Origin of the sequence: Kitasatospora sp. MY 5-36 (genome assembly GCF_001182915.1) — a bacterium.
In the GTDB taxonomy this organism is placed as follows: Bacteria; Actinomycetota; Actinomycetes; order Streptomycetales; family Streptomycetaceae; genus Kitasatospora.
In genome coordinates, this window is record NZ_LFVW01000275.1 from 1 (window position 1) to 14,456 (window position 14,456).

The 14,456-nt window shown below is 75.3% G+C and carries 16 protein-coding genes, 1 pseudogene and 1 riboswitch; of the genes and pseudogenes, 5 read left to right on the forward strand and 12 right to left on the reverse strand.

What is annotated here, in order from left to right:
• On the forward strand, window positions 1-391 hold a 391-nt coding region (locus AE652_RS19260), incomplete at its 5' end, for an isocitrate lyase/phosphoenolpyruvate mutase family protein (RefSeq protein WP_049653157.1).
• 112 nt (window positions 392-503) lie between these two features.
• Here AE652_RS19260 and AE652_RS45140 read toward each other — a convergent pair.
• The 11 genes from AE652_RS45140 to AE652_RS19315 form a co-directional block, all read right to left on the reverse strand.
• On the reverse strand, window positions 504-764 hold the full coding sequence (locus AE652_RS45140) for a hypothetical protein (RefSeq protein ID WP_049653159.1): 261 nt from the start codon (window positions 762-764) through the stop codon (window positions 504-506).
• 43 nt (window positions 765-807) lie between these two features.
• A complete protein-coding gene (locus AE652_RS19270; protein WP_234348443.1) occupies window positions 808-1,893 on the reverse strand; it encodes a cytochrome P450 in 1,086 nt (361 codons plus the stop codon).
• The gene (locus tag AE652_RS48270; protein WP_234348444.1) at window positions 1,878-3,341 is read right to left on the reverse strand and encodes a cytochrome P450; all 1,464 of its coding nucleotides are present in this window, start codon (window positions 3,339-3,341) and stop codon (window positions 1,878-1,880) included. Before AE652_RS48270 ends, AE652_RS19270 begins: the two co-directional genes overlap by 16 nt.
• Window positions 3,338-3,907, reverse strand: coding sequence for an ATP/GTP-binding protein (locus AE652_RS19280; RefSeq protein WP_049653188.1), 570 nt, complete (start codon window positions 3,905-3,907; stop codon window positions 3,338-3,340). The genes AE652_RS48270 and AE652_RS19280 overlap by 4 nt, the downstream gene beginning before the upstream one ends.
• 70 nt (window positions 3,908-3,977) lie before the next feature.
• Window positions 3,978-4,343: a DUF742 domain-containing protein gene (locus tag AE652_RS19285; RefSeq protein WP_049653167.1), complete on the reverse strand. Its 366-nt coding sequence runs from the start codon at window positions 4,341-4,343 to the stop codon at window positions 3,978-3,980.
• Window positions 4,340-4,753, reverse strand: coding sequence for a roadblock/LC7 domain-containing protein (locus AE652_RS19290; RefSeq protein WP_049653168.1), 414 nt, complete (start codon window positions 4,751-4,753; stop codon window positions 4,340-4,342). Before AE652_RS19290 ends, AE652_RS19285 begins: the two co-directional genes overlap by 4 nt.
• On the reverse strand, window positions 4,737-5,996 hold the full coding sequence (locus AE652_RS43135; RefSeq protein WP_053112129.1) for a sensor histidine kinase: 1,260 nt from the start codon (window positions 5,994-5,996) through the stop codon (window positions 4,737-4,739). The genes AE652_RS19290 and AE652_RS43135 overlap by 17 nt, the downstream gene beginning before the upstream one ends.
• Window positions 5,997-6,228: 232 nt before the next feature.
• The gene (locus tag AE652_RS19300) at window positions 6,229-8,448 is read right to left on the reverse strand and encodes a SpoIIE family protein phosphatase (protein ID WP_074002077.1); all 2,220 of its coding nucleotides are present in this window, start codon (window positions 8,446-8,448) and stop codon (window positions 6,229-6,231) included.
• Window positions 8,449-8,573: 125 nt separating this feature from the next.
• Window positions 8,574-9,140 carry a TetR/AcrR family transcriptional regulator gene (locus AE652_RS49020; RefSeq protein ID WP_049653172.1) on the reverse strand — a complete coding sequence of 189 codons (567 nt, stop codon included), beginning with the start codon at window positions 9,138-9,140 and terminating at the stop codon, window positions 8,574-8,576.
• Between the two features lie 59 nt (window positions 9,141-9,199).
• Window positions 9,200-10,081, reverse strand: coding sequence for an alpha/beta fold hydrolase (locus AE652_RS19310; protein WP_199823112.1), 882 nt, complete (start codon window positions 10,079-10,081; stop codon window positions 9,200-9,202).
• An 82-nt stretch (window positions 10,082-10,163) separates the two neighbouring features.
• On the reverse strand, window positions 10,164-10,454 hold the full coding sequence (locus AE652_RS19315; protein ID WP_049653176.1) for a YiaA/YiaB family inner membrane protein: 291 nt from the start codon (window positions 10,452-10,454) through the stop codon (window positions 10,164-10,166).
• A 195-nt stretch (window positions 10,455-10,649) separates the two neighbouring features.
• Window positions 10,650-10,808, forward strand: a riboswitch (cyclic di-AMP (ydaO/yuaA leader).
• Between the two features lie 12 nt (window positions 10,809-10,820).
• Here AE652_RS19315 and AE652_RS19320 point away from each other — a divergent pair.
• Window positions 10,821-11,669: a M23 family metallopeptidase gene (locus tag AE652_RS19320; RefSeq protein WP_053112130.1), complete on the forward strand. Its 849-nt coding sequence runs from the start codon at window positions 10,821-10,823 to the stop codon at window positions 11,667-11,669.
• Window positions 11,670-11,762: 93 nt separating this feature from the next.
• Here the strand turns inward: AE652_RS19320 and AE652_RS19325 are convergent, their stop codons facing one another.
• Complete coding sequence (locus tag AE652_RS19325) at window positions 11,763-12,638, reverse strand: hypothetical protein (RefSeq protein ID WP_049653179.1); 876 nt, start codon at window positions 12,636-12,638, stop codon at window positions 11,763-11,765.
• 42 nt (window positions 12,639-12,680) lie between these two features.
• Between AE652_RS19325 and AE652_RS19330 the strand changes: the two genes are divergently transcribed.
• From AE652_RS19330 to AE652_RS19340, 3 genes and pseudogenes are all read left to right on the forward strand, one after another.
• A complete protein-coding gene (locus tag AE652_RS19330) occupies window positions 12,681-13,295 on the forward strand; it encodes a GNAT family N-acetyltransferase (RefSeq protein ID WP_049653181.1) in 615 nt (204 codons plus the stop codon).
• A gap of 120 nt (window positions 13,296-13,415) precedes the next feature.
• Window positions 13,416-14,156: a sensor domain-containing protein gene (locus tag AE652_RS19335; RefSeq protein WP_053112132.1), complete on the forward strand. Its 741-nt coding sequence runs from the start codon at window positions 13,416-13,418 to the stop codon at window positions 14,154-14,156.
• 90 nt (window positions 14,157-14,246) lie between these two features.
• Window positions 14,247-14,456 (forward strand): annotated as a pseudogene (locus AE652_RS19340) (hypothetical protein); the annotation flags it as partial.

Consider the following 14,456-nt stretch of genomic DNA (forward strand, 5'->3'; position numbering starts at 1 on the left):
GCCGCTCTTCGTCAACGCCCGGACCGACGTGTTCCTGCGCGGGATCGGCGCCCCGGAGGGCCGGCTGGACGACGCGGTGCACCGGCTGCGGGCGTACGTCGAGGCGGGCGCGGACGGGGTGTTCGTCCCCGGGGTGTCCGACCCGGAGACCATCGCCGCCCTGGTCGGGGCCGTCCCGGCGCCGCTGAACGTGCTGGCCGGCCCCGGCTCCCCGGCGGTCGCCGAGCTGGCGAAGCTCGGCGTGGCCCGGATCAGCCTGGGCCCGGGCCTGGCCGAGGTGGCGTACGCGGCGGTCCGCCGGGCCGCCGAGGAGGTGTACGGGAGCGGCACGTTCACCGCGCTCTCGGAGGGGCTGGGCTACCCGGAGCTCAACCGGCTGTCCGCGCTCTGAACCCGGCGGCCCGAGCGCCGCGGGTCGAGCGGTCGTCGTGCGTCGGGTGGCGCGGGCGGCCGGCCGTTCGGGGGTCGGCCGGCCGCCCGCGCTCCGGTGGCGGAGCGCCGGGTCAGTTCAGGATCTGCCCGCTGAGCCCCGGGTGGGCCATCTGGTTGGTCCCGATCGCCTCGATCTCGTTGGCGGGCTTGCCGAGCAGCGGGAGCTTGCCCACGGTCCGCAGGGCGAGGTCGCCGGGGGAGACTTCGAGCCCGTCGGTGAGCCCGCCGGTGGCGTCCGGCGAGGAGGCGGTCTGGGAGGTGGCGGAGGCCGCCGGGACGGCGAGGGCGAGGCCCGCCATGGTGAGGGCGGCCAGGGTGGCGAGTTTCTTCATGCCCTGCCGAACGACCCGGACCGCCCTCAGGTAACCGGTCGGCTCAGACCGTCACCCACAGGGTGCGCACGCTGTTGCTGACGAACGAGGCGATCGGCTCGTCGGTCCGGCCCTCCGCGAGGGCCAGCCCCGGGAAGCGGGTGAACAGGTGCCGCAGCGCCGTCTCGGCCTCCATCCGGGCGAGCCCGGAGCCGAGGCAGAAGTGCGGGCCGTGGCCGAGCGACAGGTGCTTGGCGGGCTGCCGGGTGAGGTCGAAGCGGTCCGCGTCCGGGTGGTGCCCGGAGTCCCGTCCGGCCGCCGCGTAGGAGGCCAGCAGCGCCTCGCCGCGCCGGATCACCACGTCGCCGACCGCGATGTCCTCGCTCGCGTAGCGCAGCGGGAACTGCCCGACCGGGGAGTCGTAGCGCAGGGTCTCCTCGACCACCGCCGACCACGGCTGCTCCCCGTCCAGGACGAGCCGCAGCTGGTCCGGGTGGGCGAGCAGGGCGCGGACGGCGTTGGTGATCAGGTTGAGCGTGGTCTCGTGCCCGGCGACCAGCATCAGCAGCAGGGTGCCGACCAGCTCGGCCTCGCTGAGCCGGTCGCCCGCCTCGTGGACGGCGATCAGGTCGGTGGTCAGGTCGTCGCCGGGCTCGGCCCGCTTGGCCGCCACCACCGAGGCCAGCAGCGCGTTCAGGCCCCGCTGCGCGGCCAGCGCCGCCGCCGGGGTGGCCGAGCTGGAGACCATGGTGTCGGACAGCTCGTGCAGTTCGTCCTGCTCCGCCAGCCCGAGTCCGAGCAGTTCGCCGATCACCTGCATCGGCAGCGGGTAGGCGAAGTGCCGCCGCAGGTCGAACTCGCCCTCCAGCTTCGCGACCCCGTCCAGCAGCGCGACCGTCCGGGCCTCGACGGCGGGGGCCAGGTCGGCTATCCGGCGCGGGGTGAAGGCCTGCGAGACCAGTCCGCGCAGCCGCCGGTGGTCCTCGCCGTCGGCGGTGACCATGCCGGGGACGACGATGAAGTTGAGCAGCGGCCAGCCCTCCGGCAGCCGCCCCTCCCGGAAGGTCGTCCAGAGCCGGGCGTCCTTGCCGACCCGGGGGTCGGACAGCAGCGACTGGAGGGTGTCGTGGTGGGTTACCGCCCAGACCACCACCCCGCCAGGGAGCTCCACCAGGACCGCGGGGCCGGCTTCGCGGAGTCGGGCGTTCTCGCCGTGCTGGTCGCGGCCGAAGGGGTCGAGTCTGACGGGCTCGGCGCGGGTTCCGGATTCGGTGGTGGTGTCCATGCGGGCCTCTCGGGGGCGGGCGGGCGGGGCGGGGTGAAGGCGCTGTAGAGCACCGGGAGGGCGGTCAGGGCCCGGGACCACGGGGACGGGCGCCAGGCCAACTCGCCTGGCGGTACGGCCAGTTGGAGGTCCGGCAGACGGTGCAGCAGGGTCTCGACGGCGGTCTCGACGATGATCCGGGCCGGGTGCTGGGCTGGGCAGACGTGCCGGCCCGCGCCCCAGGCGAGGTGGGCCCGGTTGCCGCCGAGCGAGCCCTGCGCGGCGGCCGAGACGCCCTGCGCGGCCGGGTCGGCGTTGGCCGCGGCCAGGCCGAGGACGAGCATGTCGCCGGCGCTGATGTACTGGCCGCCGAGCACGGTGTCGCCGGTGGCCCAGCGGCCGGGGAAGTTCTGGGTGGGCGGGTCGCGCCAGAGCACCTCCTCCAGCGCGTCGGAGACGGTCAGCCGCCCGCCGGTGAGGGTGGCCCGGAAGCGCCGGTCGGTGAGCAGCAGCCGCAGCGTGTTGCCGGTCCAGTTGATCGAGGTCTCGTTGCCCGCGACCATCAGCACCACCAGGTGGTGCACCGCCTCCTCGTCGGTCAGCCCGGCCGGGTGGGCGAGCAGCCAGGAGGTGAGGTCGGCGCTGGGGGCGTCCCGGCGGCGGCGCACCAGGTCGACGAGCAGTGCCTGGAACTCCAGGCCGGCGCGCTGCGACTGCGCGCTGCTGTCCACGAAGTGGCTGATCAGCTCGACCACCCGGGGCCCGCTCTCCACCGGCAGTCCGACCAGCTGGGTGAAGACCAGCAGCGGCAGCCGGCGCGCGTACTGGGCGACCAGGTCGGCGGTGCCGTCCGGGCCCCAGCCGTCGATCAGCCCGTTGGCGGCGGCCTCGGTGGTGCCGCGCAGCTGGCGGTGGTCGATCTGGGCGAGGGTGTCGGAGACGGCGGCGCGCAGCCGCTGGTGCTCGGCGCCGTCCAGGTTGAGCAGGGTGGGCCGCCAGGAGGTCATCGGCAGCAGCCGGGAGTCGGCTGCCAGCCGGCCCTCGGCGGGCAACCGCCAGCGGCGCGAGTCCTTGGAGAACAGCGCCTCGTTGCGGGTGAGTTCGAGCAGCTCGGCGTAGCCGAGGACGAGCCAGGCCTCGACCCCGGGCTCCAGCTCGATCGGGGCGACCGGCCCGTAGCGCTCGCGCAGCCGGGCGTAGAGGCCGTGCGGGTCCTCGGCGACGGCCGGGCCGTACAGCGGCGTCAGCGGCACGCCCACGGGCAGCCCGCCGGGCCGTCCGCCGCCGTGGGCGACGGGGCACCCGGGGGCTCCCGGGTGTTCGGGGGAGGTCATCCCTGGAGCTCCAGGATCGAGTTGCGGTGCAGGTGGTCGACGAAGTCGATCAGCAGGTCGTAGGACTGCCGGCGGTCGCGCGCGTCGCAGTGCAGGATCGGCACCTCCGGCAGCAGGTCCAGCGCCGAGCGCAGCTCCTCCTCCGGGTAACTCGGCGTGTCCGGGAAGGTGTTGACCGCGACCGCGAACGGGATGCGCTGCTCCTCCAGCCGGCCGAGCACGTCGAAGCTCTCGTCCGGGCGGCGCAGGTCGACCATGGCGATGGCGCCGAGCGCGCCGCGCGACAGGTCGTCCCAGAGCGGCCAGAACCGCTGCTGCCCGGGCGTGCCGAACAGGTACAGCGCGAGCCGCGAGTTGAGCGTGATCCGGCCGAAGTCCAGCGCCACCGTGGTGGTGGTCTTGCCGGCGCGACCGGTGAGGTCGTCGATGCCGGCGCTGGCGGCGGTCATGGTCTCCTCGGTGCGCAGCGGGGTGATCTCGCTCAGCGAGCCGACCAGGGTGGTCTTGCCGACCCCGAACGGACCGGTGACCAGGATCTTGACCGCGCCCTGCACCGAGGAGGGCAGGTACTGCGGCCCGGCGGCGGACCCGGCGGCGTCCGTGGCGCCCGGTGCGTCCGGGGCGTCGGGGACGGCTTCAGCGGAGTTGGCGGAGGCCAACGAGCACCTCCTCCAGGAGGGTTGCGGGCAGGCGTTCGGCCTGGGGGACGGGCGGGAGCACCTGCACGGCGCCGAGGTCCCAGAGGTCACCGACCAGCACCTTGACGACGCCGAGCGGCAGCCCCAGGTGGGCCGCCACCTCGGCGACGGACAGCAGGCTGTGGCAGAGCGCGAGGATGCGTCGGTGCTCACGGTTGATCAGCTCGTGCTCGGGCAGGTCCGGCGGCTCGGGCAGTCCTAATGGTCCGGGCACGGCGCTGACCAGGCTCTCCACGGCCAGATCGGACCGGGTGGGGCGGCTGCGCCCACCGGTGATGACGTACGGCCGGACCGGGCCGCTCACCGGTGGCCCCCCGCCGCGTGGTCGACGCGCGGCGGGCTGGTGAGGTGGGTGCCGATCCGCTCGACCAGGACCTGCATCTGGTAGGCGACCAGGCCGGCGTCGACCGCCTCGCCGGCCACCACGGCCAGGTGCGCGCCGGCCCCGGCGGCGACGACGAAGAGGTAGCCGCCGCCGTACTCGATGATGATCTGGCGGGTGGCGCTGCCCGGTCCGCCGAAGCCCGTCGCGACGCCGCGGGCCAGCGACTGCAGTCCGGAGCAGGCGGCGGCGAGCCGTTCGGCGTCGTCGCGCGGGATGCCCGCGCTGCGGCCGATCTCCAGGCCGTCGTTGGAGACGACGACGGCGTGCTGGACCTGCGGGACGGCGATGATGTCGGCGAGCAGCCAGCCGAGATCAGGGGTGGTGGTCATGGAACTCTCCGGAGCGCTGGGGAAGTCGGGGGGAAGCGGGAAGGGAAGGGGTGGACTGGGCCCGGGCGGCGGAACGGCCGCTGGCCGTCCCGGCCTGGAACATCGCCATGAACGCCTGCGCGTCCCGGGCCGAGCGGTAGGGCGGCGCGGGCGGCGGTGGGGGAGCGGCGTGCTGGGCGGGGCGGCCCGTGCGGCCGCGCCGGTGGCTCCGGCGGGGCAGCGGGGGAGGGGTGTCACCGGTCGCGGCGTGCCGGCCGGGCGGCGGGGTCTCCACCAGGGGGTGGCCGGCGGGAGAGGCCGGCCGGGGGCCGGGGGTGAACGCCCGGTCGTCCGGCCCGAGGCCGGGGACGGTGGGCGGCAGCGGCTCGGTGAGCAGCGCGTTCGGCAGCAGCAGGACCACCCGCACGCCGCCGTACGGCGAGGGCGCCGAGCTGAGCGTGACCCGGAAGCCGTACTGCTCGGCGAGCCGGCCGACCGCGGCGAGGCCCAGCTGCGGCACCTCGCCGAGCCGGGAGACCTCCAGGGTGCTGCCGCCGGCCAGCGCGGCGGCGGCCTTGGCGACGGCCTGTTCCGGCATGCCGACGCCGCCGTCGTCGATCTCGATGACGGCGCCGTTGTGGACCGGCATCAGGGTGACGAACACCTGGGTGCTGGGCGGGGAGTAGCGGGTGGCGTTGTCCAGCAGTTCGGCGATCGCGTGGATCAGCGCCTCGGCGGCGGCGCCGACCACCGCGGTCTCGGTCCGGCTGCGCACCACCACGCGCTGGAACGGCAGGATGCGGGACTGGGCGCCGCGGACGACGTCCTCCAGGGAGACCGGTTCCGGCCAGTGCCGGCCGGCCCGCGCGCCGCACAGCACGGCCAGGGTCTGGGCCAGCCGGGCCTGTTGGGCGGCCGCGTGGTCGGCCTTGAGTAGGCCCTCCAGCAGCGTCGGGTCGTCGTGGGTGCGCTCCATCTCGTCCAGCAGCGCCTGCTGGTCGTGGGCCATCACCAGGATCCGGCGGGCGACGCTGAGGAAGGCCCGCTGGGTGGAGGCGGTGTGCTCCTGCTCCTGCTGGACGGCGGCGAGTTCGGCGCCGCGGCGGGAGAGCTCGGTGGCCAGCTGTTCCTGGACGGCGAGGAGTTCGCCGCGCAGCCGGTCGGCGCGGCCGCGCTGGGTGACGGACACGGCGCGGTACCGCGCGGCGGCCACGAGGGCGAGGACGGCGAGTACGCCGGTTGCCGTTACGGACCACTGAGTCATCGTCACGCCGCGAATTCTAGGGTGATGATCCTACGAAGGTGTGAACGGATCTCGCCAAGTGACCGGATCTCGTCAATATCGAGTCAATTCGGCGTCAATCGGCAATCGTTCGACCCCGATCCCACCGCCTGACGAGGTATCGGAGCGGCCCGACCGGCACCGCCGGGAACGTCGGGATCGAGCCGCCCGGCCGGATCGCGTCCGGTGATGTGTGGGGCCTGTGCGCACGGTGTTACGGAAGGGGCGCCGTCCGGTGCAGGAGCAGCAGCGCCACGTCGTCCGGCCGGGACCGCCGCTCGGTCACGTTCAGGGTGAGCAGATCGGCCAGCCGCTCCAGCGCCGGCGCCGGACCGATCCGCCCCGGACCGGTCTGCCGCGCCCACAGTTCGAGCCCGCCGAGCATCCGCTGCACCGACTCGTCGTAGTCCTCCTCGCGGTCCTCGACCAGCCCGTCGGTGTACGCCAGCAGCGTCTCGCCGACCGCCAGCCGCTCCACCGCCAGCGGGTACGGCCGCTCCGGGGCCACCCCCAGCGGCGGCCCGCCCGGCAGCTCCAGCTCGACGGCCGCGGCGTCGGCGGTGATCCGCACCGGCGCCGGGTGCCCGGCCCGGGCCGCGGTCAGCACGCCGTCGGCCGGGTCCAGGGTCAGGTAGAGGCAGGTCGCGAACAGCTCGGTGTCCAGCTCGGCCAGCAGCCGGCTGGTGCGGGTCAGGGTGGCGGCCGGGTCGTGCCCGTCCGTCGCGTACGCCCGCAGCCCGCTGCGCAGTTGGCCCATCACCGCGGTGGCCTCCGCGTTGTGGCCCTGGACGTCGCCGATCACCAGCCCGATCCGGCCGTCCGGCAGCCGCAGCAGGTCGTACCAGTCGCCGCCGATCTGCATCCCCTCGGTGCTCGGCAGGTAGCGGGCGGCGCTGGCGATCCCGGCCAGCCGCGGCAGGGTGCGCGGGAGCATCGCCCGCTGCAGCTCGGAGGCCCGGTGGTGGTGGGTGTCGTACAGCCGGGCCCGCTCCAGGGACTGCGCCAGGATGCCGGCGAACGCCGAGTACAGGGTGCGGTCCTCCCGGCTGAACACCCGCTCGGCGGCGAAGGTGATCAGGCACGAGCCGACCTGCTGCCCGGAGGCGACCAGCGGCAGCACCGCCCAGGCGGCCGGGGTGAGCGGGTCGCGCCGGGTGCGGGCGGCGGCGGGCTCGCTGAACAGCGGGGCGGAGCGGGCCAGCGAACGCTGCATCACGGACTCGGACAGGTCCGCCAGACGGGTGAGCTCGGTGCGGCGCGGGCCCCCGTACACGGTGTGCGAGACGGGCAGCAGCCGGCCCTCGTCCACCAGGTCCAGGACGATGCCGGCGGCGCCGAGCGCCGGGCGGGCGACATCGGTGACGGCGGTGGTGACGTCCCGGACGGTCACCGCCCGGGACAGCGCCCGGGTGAGCGTCAGCAGCAGCGCCGTCCGGGCGGCGGCCGGGGAGTTCCGCCCCTCGGCCGGCGGCGGCTCCCGGTGCCCGGCCTCGGCCAGCAGCCCGGCGATCCGCACCGGCCGCCCGTGCACGTCCAGCATCACCTCGCCGGACTCCTCGACCCGGGCGACCTTGCCGCCGGGCCGCAGCACCCGGTAGCCGATCCGGTAGCGGCCGCCGGCGGCCAGCGCCTCGGCGAGCGCCGCCTGCACGTCCGGCAGGTCCTCCGGGTGGACCAGCCGGTCCAGCTCGGGGGCGGCGCCGTCCGGGGCGGGCGGGCGGCCTGCCAGCCGGAACGCCTCGGCGTCCCAGTAGCTCTCCCCGGTGACCAGGTCCCGCTCGAAGGCCCCGTGCCCGGCGGCCCGCACGGCCAGCGACAGCAGCGGGTGGGCCAGCCCGGCGGGGCGGCCGTCCGCCGCCCGCGGGTCCTCGGGTAACCGGACGCCGTACGGTGCCCGGGTGCCGTACGGGAGGTGGGCGTCGGCGTGGTCCAGCAGATGGGCCAGCCGGTGGGCGCAGGCCTCGGCGAGGGTCTCCAGGACGTCCAGGTCGCGGCGCGGCACGGTGCCCCGGTGGGCCAGCGCCAGGGCCAGCACACCGATCGGCCGCTCGTCCACGACCATCGGCAGGGTGATCACGGCGACCATCCCGGTGCCCATGCCGGTGTTCCGGTTCGGGTAGTCGACGCTGGTGTGCTCGGGACTGAGCAGGTACGGGCGGCGCAGCCGCAGGGCCATCGCGGCGGGCAGCTCACCGGCCGGGTCGACCACGCTGTAGCGCTCGTGCGCCCAGTCCGGCAGCCCGTGCGAGGCGGTCAGCCGGAGCATCCCGGCGGAGTCCAGCAGGTACAGCGCGGACCCCTCGCCGGTGATCCAGCTCGGGCCCTCGGCCAGGACGGTGCCGAGCAGCTCGGCCGCGCTGGTGCAGCCCAGCAGCAGCCGCACGCAGCGCATCGCACTGCGCGCGGTCGGACTGCCGGCGGGCTCCAGGGGCACTGGTCCTTGATACCCCATTTCCCCCACCGGCGAAGGCCGACCGAACCGCCGCACCAGCACCACCGCCACCGCGGGAAGTCGGCCGGGCCGACTTCCTGTGCAGCGCCCGGTGCGGGGCCGGCCGCTTACGCGGGCCAGGCGCGGAGACCGGTGGTGAGGGTGGCGATGAGGCGGTCCTGGGTGGTGGCGAGGTCCTCGGTGAGCTGGAAGGCGCCGGCCGTGGTGAGGGAGGCGAAGCCGTGGGCGACGGAGCGCACGGTGCGGGCGGCGTGGACCGCCTCGGAGCCGTCGAGCCCGTACTCCCGCAGCACGGCGATGATCACGCCGACGAGCCGGGCGGCCGCCCGGGCCAGGTCGTCGTCGGGCTGCGGGGCCTGGGGGAGGGCGTTGTAGCGGTGCGGGTGCTCGGTGGCGTACGCGTGGTAGGCGCGCAGCACGGCGGCGACGGCGTCGTCCCCGCTGCGTCCGACGGCCGCCCCGGCCAGCCGGTCGGCGAGGTCCCCGGTGACCCGGACGGCGATCAGCCGCCGCAGTTCGGCGAGGCCGCCGCTGACGTGCTTGTACAGCGAGGGGGTGGCGACCCCGGCCCGGGCGGCGACGGAGGCCAGGGTGAGGGCCTCGGCGCCCTGCTCGTCGATGAGGGCGAGGGCGTGGTCGACGACCTGGTCGGGGGTCAGTCCTACGCGGGGCATGGGTTCGGGCTCTCCGTACGGATCAGGTCGGGCAGGGGCGGGCAGCGGACGGGCGGGGCTCAGCCGAGCTCGGCGAGGAACGGCAGCAGGGCGTCCGCGGTGGCCGCCGGGTTGTCGGCCATCGGGTAGTGCCCGGACCCCTCGATCATCGCCTTCCGCGCGCCGAGCGCGGCGGCCTGCCGGTCGGCGACCAGCTCCGGCTTCGGGAAGTCGGGGTCCTTGCTGCCCATGACGACCAGGGCCGGGCACCGCACCGCGGCCGTCCAGCCGACCGGCGCCGAGTCGCCGTGGACGTACCCGCGGGTGGCGGTCTTCCGGCCCGGGGTGCGCAGCGCGGCGACCAGCCCGTCCACGTACGCGTCGAAGTCGGCGGGCCTGGCGCCGGGGAAGGCCATCCGGCGCAGGTAGAAGCCCCAGGCGGCCGGCCAGTGGACGAGGGCGGCGCCCATCAGGCCCATGGCGCCGCGCATCAGGGCGCCCTGCGGCGGGTTCTCGACGAAGGCGTTGAGCAGGACGATCCCGGCGACCCGCTCGGGGGCGTCCCCGGCGGCCTTGACGACGGTCGCCCCGGTGTACGAGTTCCCGGCGAGGACGGCGCGCTCGATGCCGAGGTGGTCGAGCAGGGCGAGGACGTCGCCGGCGAGGGCGGCCGGGCCGTAGTCGTCCCAGGTGATCGAGGATTCGCCGAAGCCCCGCAGGTCCATGGTGACGACCCGGTGGCCGGCGGCGACGAGCAGCGGGCGCAGGTGCCGGTACGCGGCCCGGCTGTCGAGCATGCCGGGGAGCAGGACGACCGGGGTGCCGTCGCCCTGCCGGGTGTCGTCGTAGGCGATCCGGCCGCCGGGGACGGTGAGGTACTGGGTGTTCGGGGTGATGGTGCCGTTCATGGGGTCCTCCTCGGGCCGCCGGTGCGGGGCATCGGCGGTGCTGCCGATAGCCATAAAGCTAAGGCTAATAGCCTTAGCCGTCAAGCGGTCGGGCGTCGGAGGCGTCGGAGGCGTCGGAGAAGAGGGGGAGGGGTGGTCAGACCCCTTCGACCTTGAATGGGTCGTGCTCGCTGAGCAGCTTCTCCAGCCGGGCCTGGTCCACCCGGGTGACCATGTCGTTGGACTCCTGCCGGTCCCGGATCACCTTCGCCAGAGTGAATGCGGAGCTGACCGTGAAGAGGAGGCCGAGTCCGAGGAAGGCCCGGGTCCACCCGCCGACCGGCAGGTAGACGATCCCCACGGCGAGGGCGGTGCCCGACAGGGCGAAGGACAGGACGGCCTGGAGGTAGTAGGCGGCCGTGGTGCGGGTCTGCATCGGTGCGCTCATGGCGTCAGGATGCTGCGGCCCGGCCGGGCCGCACATGAGTAGGCGTACTCAGATGGGGCCGTGCATGAGGGACCGTTCGTTGACGTCCGATCACCTGCTGCGGGGCTGTTCCGAACGGATGGCTTGGAATCAGAGCCTCCTAGGATTAACGTTTGATAACGCAGCGCGGTTGTCAACGCCGTACCCAGACGGCACCGTGCGCCGTCGCCTAATCCCACCGACCGGCCTCCGGGCAGGTCAGGGAGCCGGGGAACCACGTTCCTTGGGGTGAATCGGCGGGGCTCCGGCCCGGCCGTAGGAGACCTTCCTGCTCCGAACCCGTCAGCTAACCCGGTAGGCGCGAAGGAAGGAAAGGAGCGCGCCTCCGTGGCGTCGACGCACACCCCGGCACACCCGGCCGGCTTCGCAGCCGGTACCCAGCTCCTCGACCACCCCGGCCCGGACGGCCCCGAGGCCTTCGGCCCGGAGGACTTCGCCGCGGAGGCCGAGACCAACCGCCACCGGATGCCGCGTCAGACCCGCGGAACCTCCCCGCTGCTCGGCGTCACCGCCGTCGCCGCCACCCTGGGTGCCACCGGCTTCACCTCGGCGACCCCGGCCGCCGCCCCCGCCATCGAGGCCCCGGACGAGACGGCGGTCGCCCTCTCCGCCGACCCCGGCCTCGCGCTCGCCGCCCGCATCCAGAACCAGGCCGACAGCCAGCGCACCGCCGCCGAGGAGACCGCCCGGCTCCAGGCCGCCCAGGAGGCGGAGGCCAAGGCCGCCGCCAAGGAGGCCGAGGCCAAGCGCGCCGCCGAGGAGGCCGAGCGGGCCAAGGCCGCCGCCCTCACCCTCCCGGTGACGGACTACCGGCTCTCCGCCCACTACGGCCAGAGCGCCCGCTACTGGGCCAACCTGCACACCGGCCTGGACTTCGCCGCCGACACCGGCACCCCGGTCCACGCGCTCGGCCAGGGCACCATCACCTCGGCCGGCTGGGCCGGCTCGTACGGCTACCGGATCGTCGAGACCCTGCCCGACGGCACCGAGATCTGGTACTGCCACCTCTCCGCGATCACCAAGGGCTCCGGCAAGGTCGCCGCCGGCCAGCAGATCGGCAAGGTCGGCGCGACCGGCAACGTCACCGGCCCGCACCTGCACATGGAGGTCCGCCCCGGCGGCGGCGCCCCGGTCGACCCGGAGCCCTGGCTCCAGCAGCGCGGCCTCAACCCCTGACGCACCCGCCCTGAGGCACCCGCCCGGGCGGACCCAGCGCGAAGCCCCCGGCCCGGAGCACCAGCACCGGACCGGGGGCTTCCGCGCGGCGTCTCACTCCTCGGCGGGCAGCTGCGCCAGGTACGCCTCGATCTCCTCCTGGCCGGGCTCCGGCGCCAGCTCCGGGAACTCCGTCACCAGCAGCCGCGGCAGCCCCGGCACCGTCCACCCGCCGAACAGGTCGAGCGCCGCCTCGACCGCCGCCTCCTCGAACCGCCCGAAGTCCCCGGCCAGTTCCTCCGGCATCGGCCGCCCCAGCGCGGTCAGCTCCGCCAGGTTGCGGTAGCTGCGCCGCATCAGGCCCTGCTCCAGCAGCCGCCGCGCGCCGTCCGTGGCCATGCCGACCGACAGCACCCGGCCCGGGCCCCAGCCCTGCTCGTCCGGCTCGTCCAGCCAGCCGGCCGGTGCCAGCGCCTCGTACGCGGCCAGCCGCTCCTCCTCCGGGAGCTCCCCGAAGCCGGCCAGCCAGTCCCGCACCGCCGCCGGGTCCGTGACGTCCACCCCGTACGCGTGCAGCAGCAGCGCGTACAGCCGGGGCCAGGTCACCAGGTCGGCGCGGCGCAGCAGCCCGGCCGCGACCTCGCCCTGCCACTCGGCCTCCGCGTGCAGCCGCTCCTGGCGCTTGGCGTTCAGCCGCCGGGACGCCCGCTGGTGGTCGACCAGCAGCCGGACGGCGTCGCCGTAGGCGAACGGGTCCTCCTCGGGCGCGGGTTGGACGTACAGGTGGAGCCGCTCGTACAGCAGGTGCTCCACCGCGTCGGAGGTCAGTTCGGGCCAGCCGTCGTGCATCCTGCCCTCGCCCAGCTCCAGCAGCGCCAGCACCGCGCGCAGCGGCCCCTCGGCCACCGGCGCGCGGCCCTGCTCGGCCGCCCAGGCGAGCAGGTCGGCGGCCTTGGTGCGCGGGGCGAGCCGCAGGTCTTCGTCGTTCATAGTCCGAACGGTAGCCGCCGGGCGGGGATAGGGTCGGCAGCCATGGTCCCCGTACGACTCACCGGCCCGCGCCTGGCCGTCCGCGAGTACCACCACACCGAGGAGGAGGTGGACGCGCTGCACGCGCTGTTCGGCGACCCCGAGGTCACCCGCCACCTGCCCTTCGGGCCGAGCGCCCGGGAGGACTGCGCCGACCAGATCGAGCTCTACCTGGAGGAGGCGATGGCCGAGGAGCGGGACACCTACCGGCTCGCCGTCACCAGGATCGCCGACGCCGAGGAGCCCGGGGACGCGACGCCGATCGGGCAGGCAGCGCTCACCCTCGACGGGCACGGCGCCGCCGACCTCGGGTGCGTGCTGGCCCGCGGGTCCTGGGGCCGGGGCTACGCGGGCGAGACCGTCGGCCTGCTCGGCGACTTCGCCTTCGGCACCCTGGGCCTGCACCGGCTGACCGCCCGGACCGCCGCGGCCAACCCGGCCCCCGGCCGGGTGCTCACCCGGCTGGGCTTCCGGCCGGAGGGGCGGCCTCGGTCCGACGGGTCCGAGGGCGGGGTCCGGTCCGCCGGGTCCGCGGGCGGCGACCGGTCCGACGCGTACCTCTTCACGTTGCTCGCCGAGGAGTGGCCGGGCGCGGCCGCCCGGGTGGAGGGGGGTTAACCCCACCCCGGATCCGCCAGGCCTCCGGATCACGGCCGGGCGGCGCGTCCACCAGACTGGACGCAGTCAGCGGGACGAACGAGCGACAGACGACAGCACGAGGGGCCGGGGGCCGGGAACATGAGCAGCAGCCGCAGCGTGGAGGACCGGGAGTGGGACGTTCTGGGCGGTCGCGGTGACGACCCGCGCCCCGTCCGGGCCCGCCGGACCGAGCGGCGTCCGGCCCTGTGGCGGGCCCCGTTCTCGGCGTACTACTACCGCGAGGTCGGCTACGCGCTCACCGGCCTGCCGGTGGCGATCCTCGGCTTCGCCGTCGCGGTCACGATGTTCTGCTTCGGCCTCGCCACCTTCGTCACCGCGCTCGGCCTGCCCGTGCTGGGCGCCCTGACCGCCACGGCCCGCGGCTTCGGCCGGCTGGAGCGGGCCCGGGTGCGCGGCATGCTGGCCCTGGACGTCCCCGGCCCGGAGCCGGTGCGCCGGGTCCGCCAGGGCAGCTGGGGCGCGGTCACCGCGCGGCTGGCGGACGGGGCCGGCTGGAAGGCCGTGCTGTACCAGGTGCTGATGCTCCCCTGGGCGGTGTTCAGCTTCGCGGTGACGCTGGTGTTCCTGCTGCTCGGCTGGGCGGCGGCGCTCTACCCGCTGTACCACTGGGTCTTCCCCACCTACACCTCCTGGCACGGGTACCGGGTGTTCGACTTCTACGACAGCCACGACATCCGGCACGTGTACGACATCGAGGCGCCCTGGCAGATCGCCGGGCTCTCGCTCCTCGGGGTGCTGCTGGTCCTCCTCACCACCCAGCTGGTCCGCGGCCTGACCAACGTCAACCGGGCCGCCGCCCAGGGCCTGCTCGGCCGCTGACCGCCCGGCTCCACCCAGGCCCGACGGCCCCGCCCGCGTCCCGGACCCCTCCCGGATGCGGGCGGGGCCGCTCCGTGTTCGGATGGCCGGGTGTCCGCCGGCCCTCACCCCGCCCTCCCGGACGTGCTGGTCACCTCCCGTCCGCTGGACGAGTACTGCGCCCTGTTCGGCCTCACCCGGGCCCGGCTCGCCGCCCTGCCCGGGCCGCTGCTGGACTGCCCCGGGGGCGCGGCCGGCCTGGCCGCCGAGGCGCGCGAACTGGGCTGCCGGGTGGTCGCCGTCGACCCGGCGTACGCGCTG

What these genes read in the sequence shown, in the direction of transcription:
- AE652_RS48270 (WP_234348444.1), bottom strand. Translation starts at nt 3,341, where the DNA reads ATGACCTCCCCCGAACACCCGGGAGCCCCCGGGTGCCCCGTCGCCCAC.
- AE652_RS45140 (WP_049653159.1), bottom strand. Translation starts at nt 764, where the DNA reads ATGAAGAAACTCGCCACCCTGGCCGCCCTCACCATGGCGGGCCTCGCC.
- AE652_RS19310 (WP_199823112.1), bottom strand. Translation starts at nt 10,081, where the DNA reads ATGGCTATCGGCAGCACCGCCGATGCCCCGCACCGGCGGCCCGAGGAG.
- AE652_RS19290 (WP_049653168.1), bottom strand. Translation starts at nt 4,753, where the DNA reads ATGACCACCACCCCTGATCTCGGCTGGCTGCTCGCCGACATCATCGCC.
- AE652_RS49020 (WP_049653172.1), bottom strand. Translation starts at nt 9,140, where the DNA reads ATGCCCCGCGTAGGACTGACCCCCGACCAGGTCGTCGACCACGCCCTC.
- AE652_RS19325 (WP_049653179.1), bottom strand. Translation starts at nt 12,638, where the DNA reads ATGAACGACGAAGACCTGCGGCTCGCCCCGCGCACCAAGGCCGCCGAC.
- AE652_RS19330 (WP_049653181.1), top strand. Translation starts at nt 12,681, where the DNA reads ATGGTCCCCGTACGACTCACCGGCCCGCGCCTGGCCGTCCGCGAGTAC.
- AE652_RS43135 (WP_053112129.1), bottom strand. Translation starts at nt 5,996, where the DNA reads ATGACTCAGTGGTCCGTAACGGCAACCGGCGTACTCGCCGTCCTCGCC.
- AE652_RS19335 (WP_053112132.1), top strand. Translation starts at nt 13,416, where the DNA reads ATGAGCAGCAGCCGCAGCGTGGAGGACCGGGAGTGGGACGTTCTGGGC.
- AE652_RS19315 (WP_049653176.1), bottom strand. Translation starts at nt 10,454, where the DNA reads ATGAGCGCACCGATGCAGACCCGCACCACGGCCGCCTACTACCTCCAG.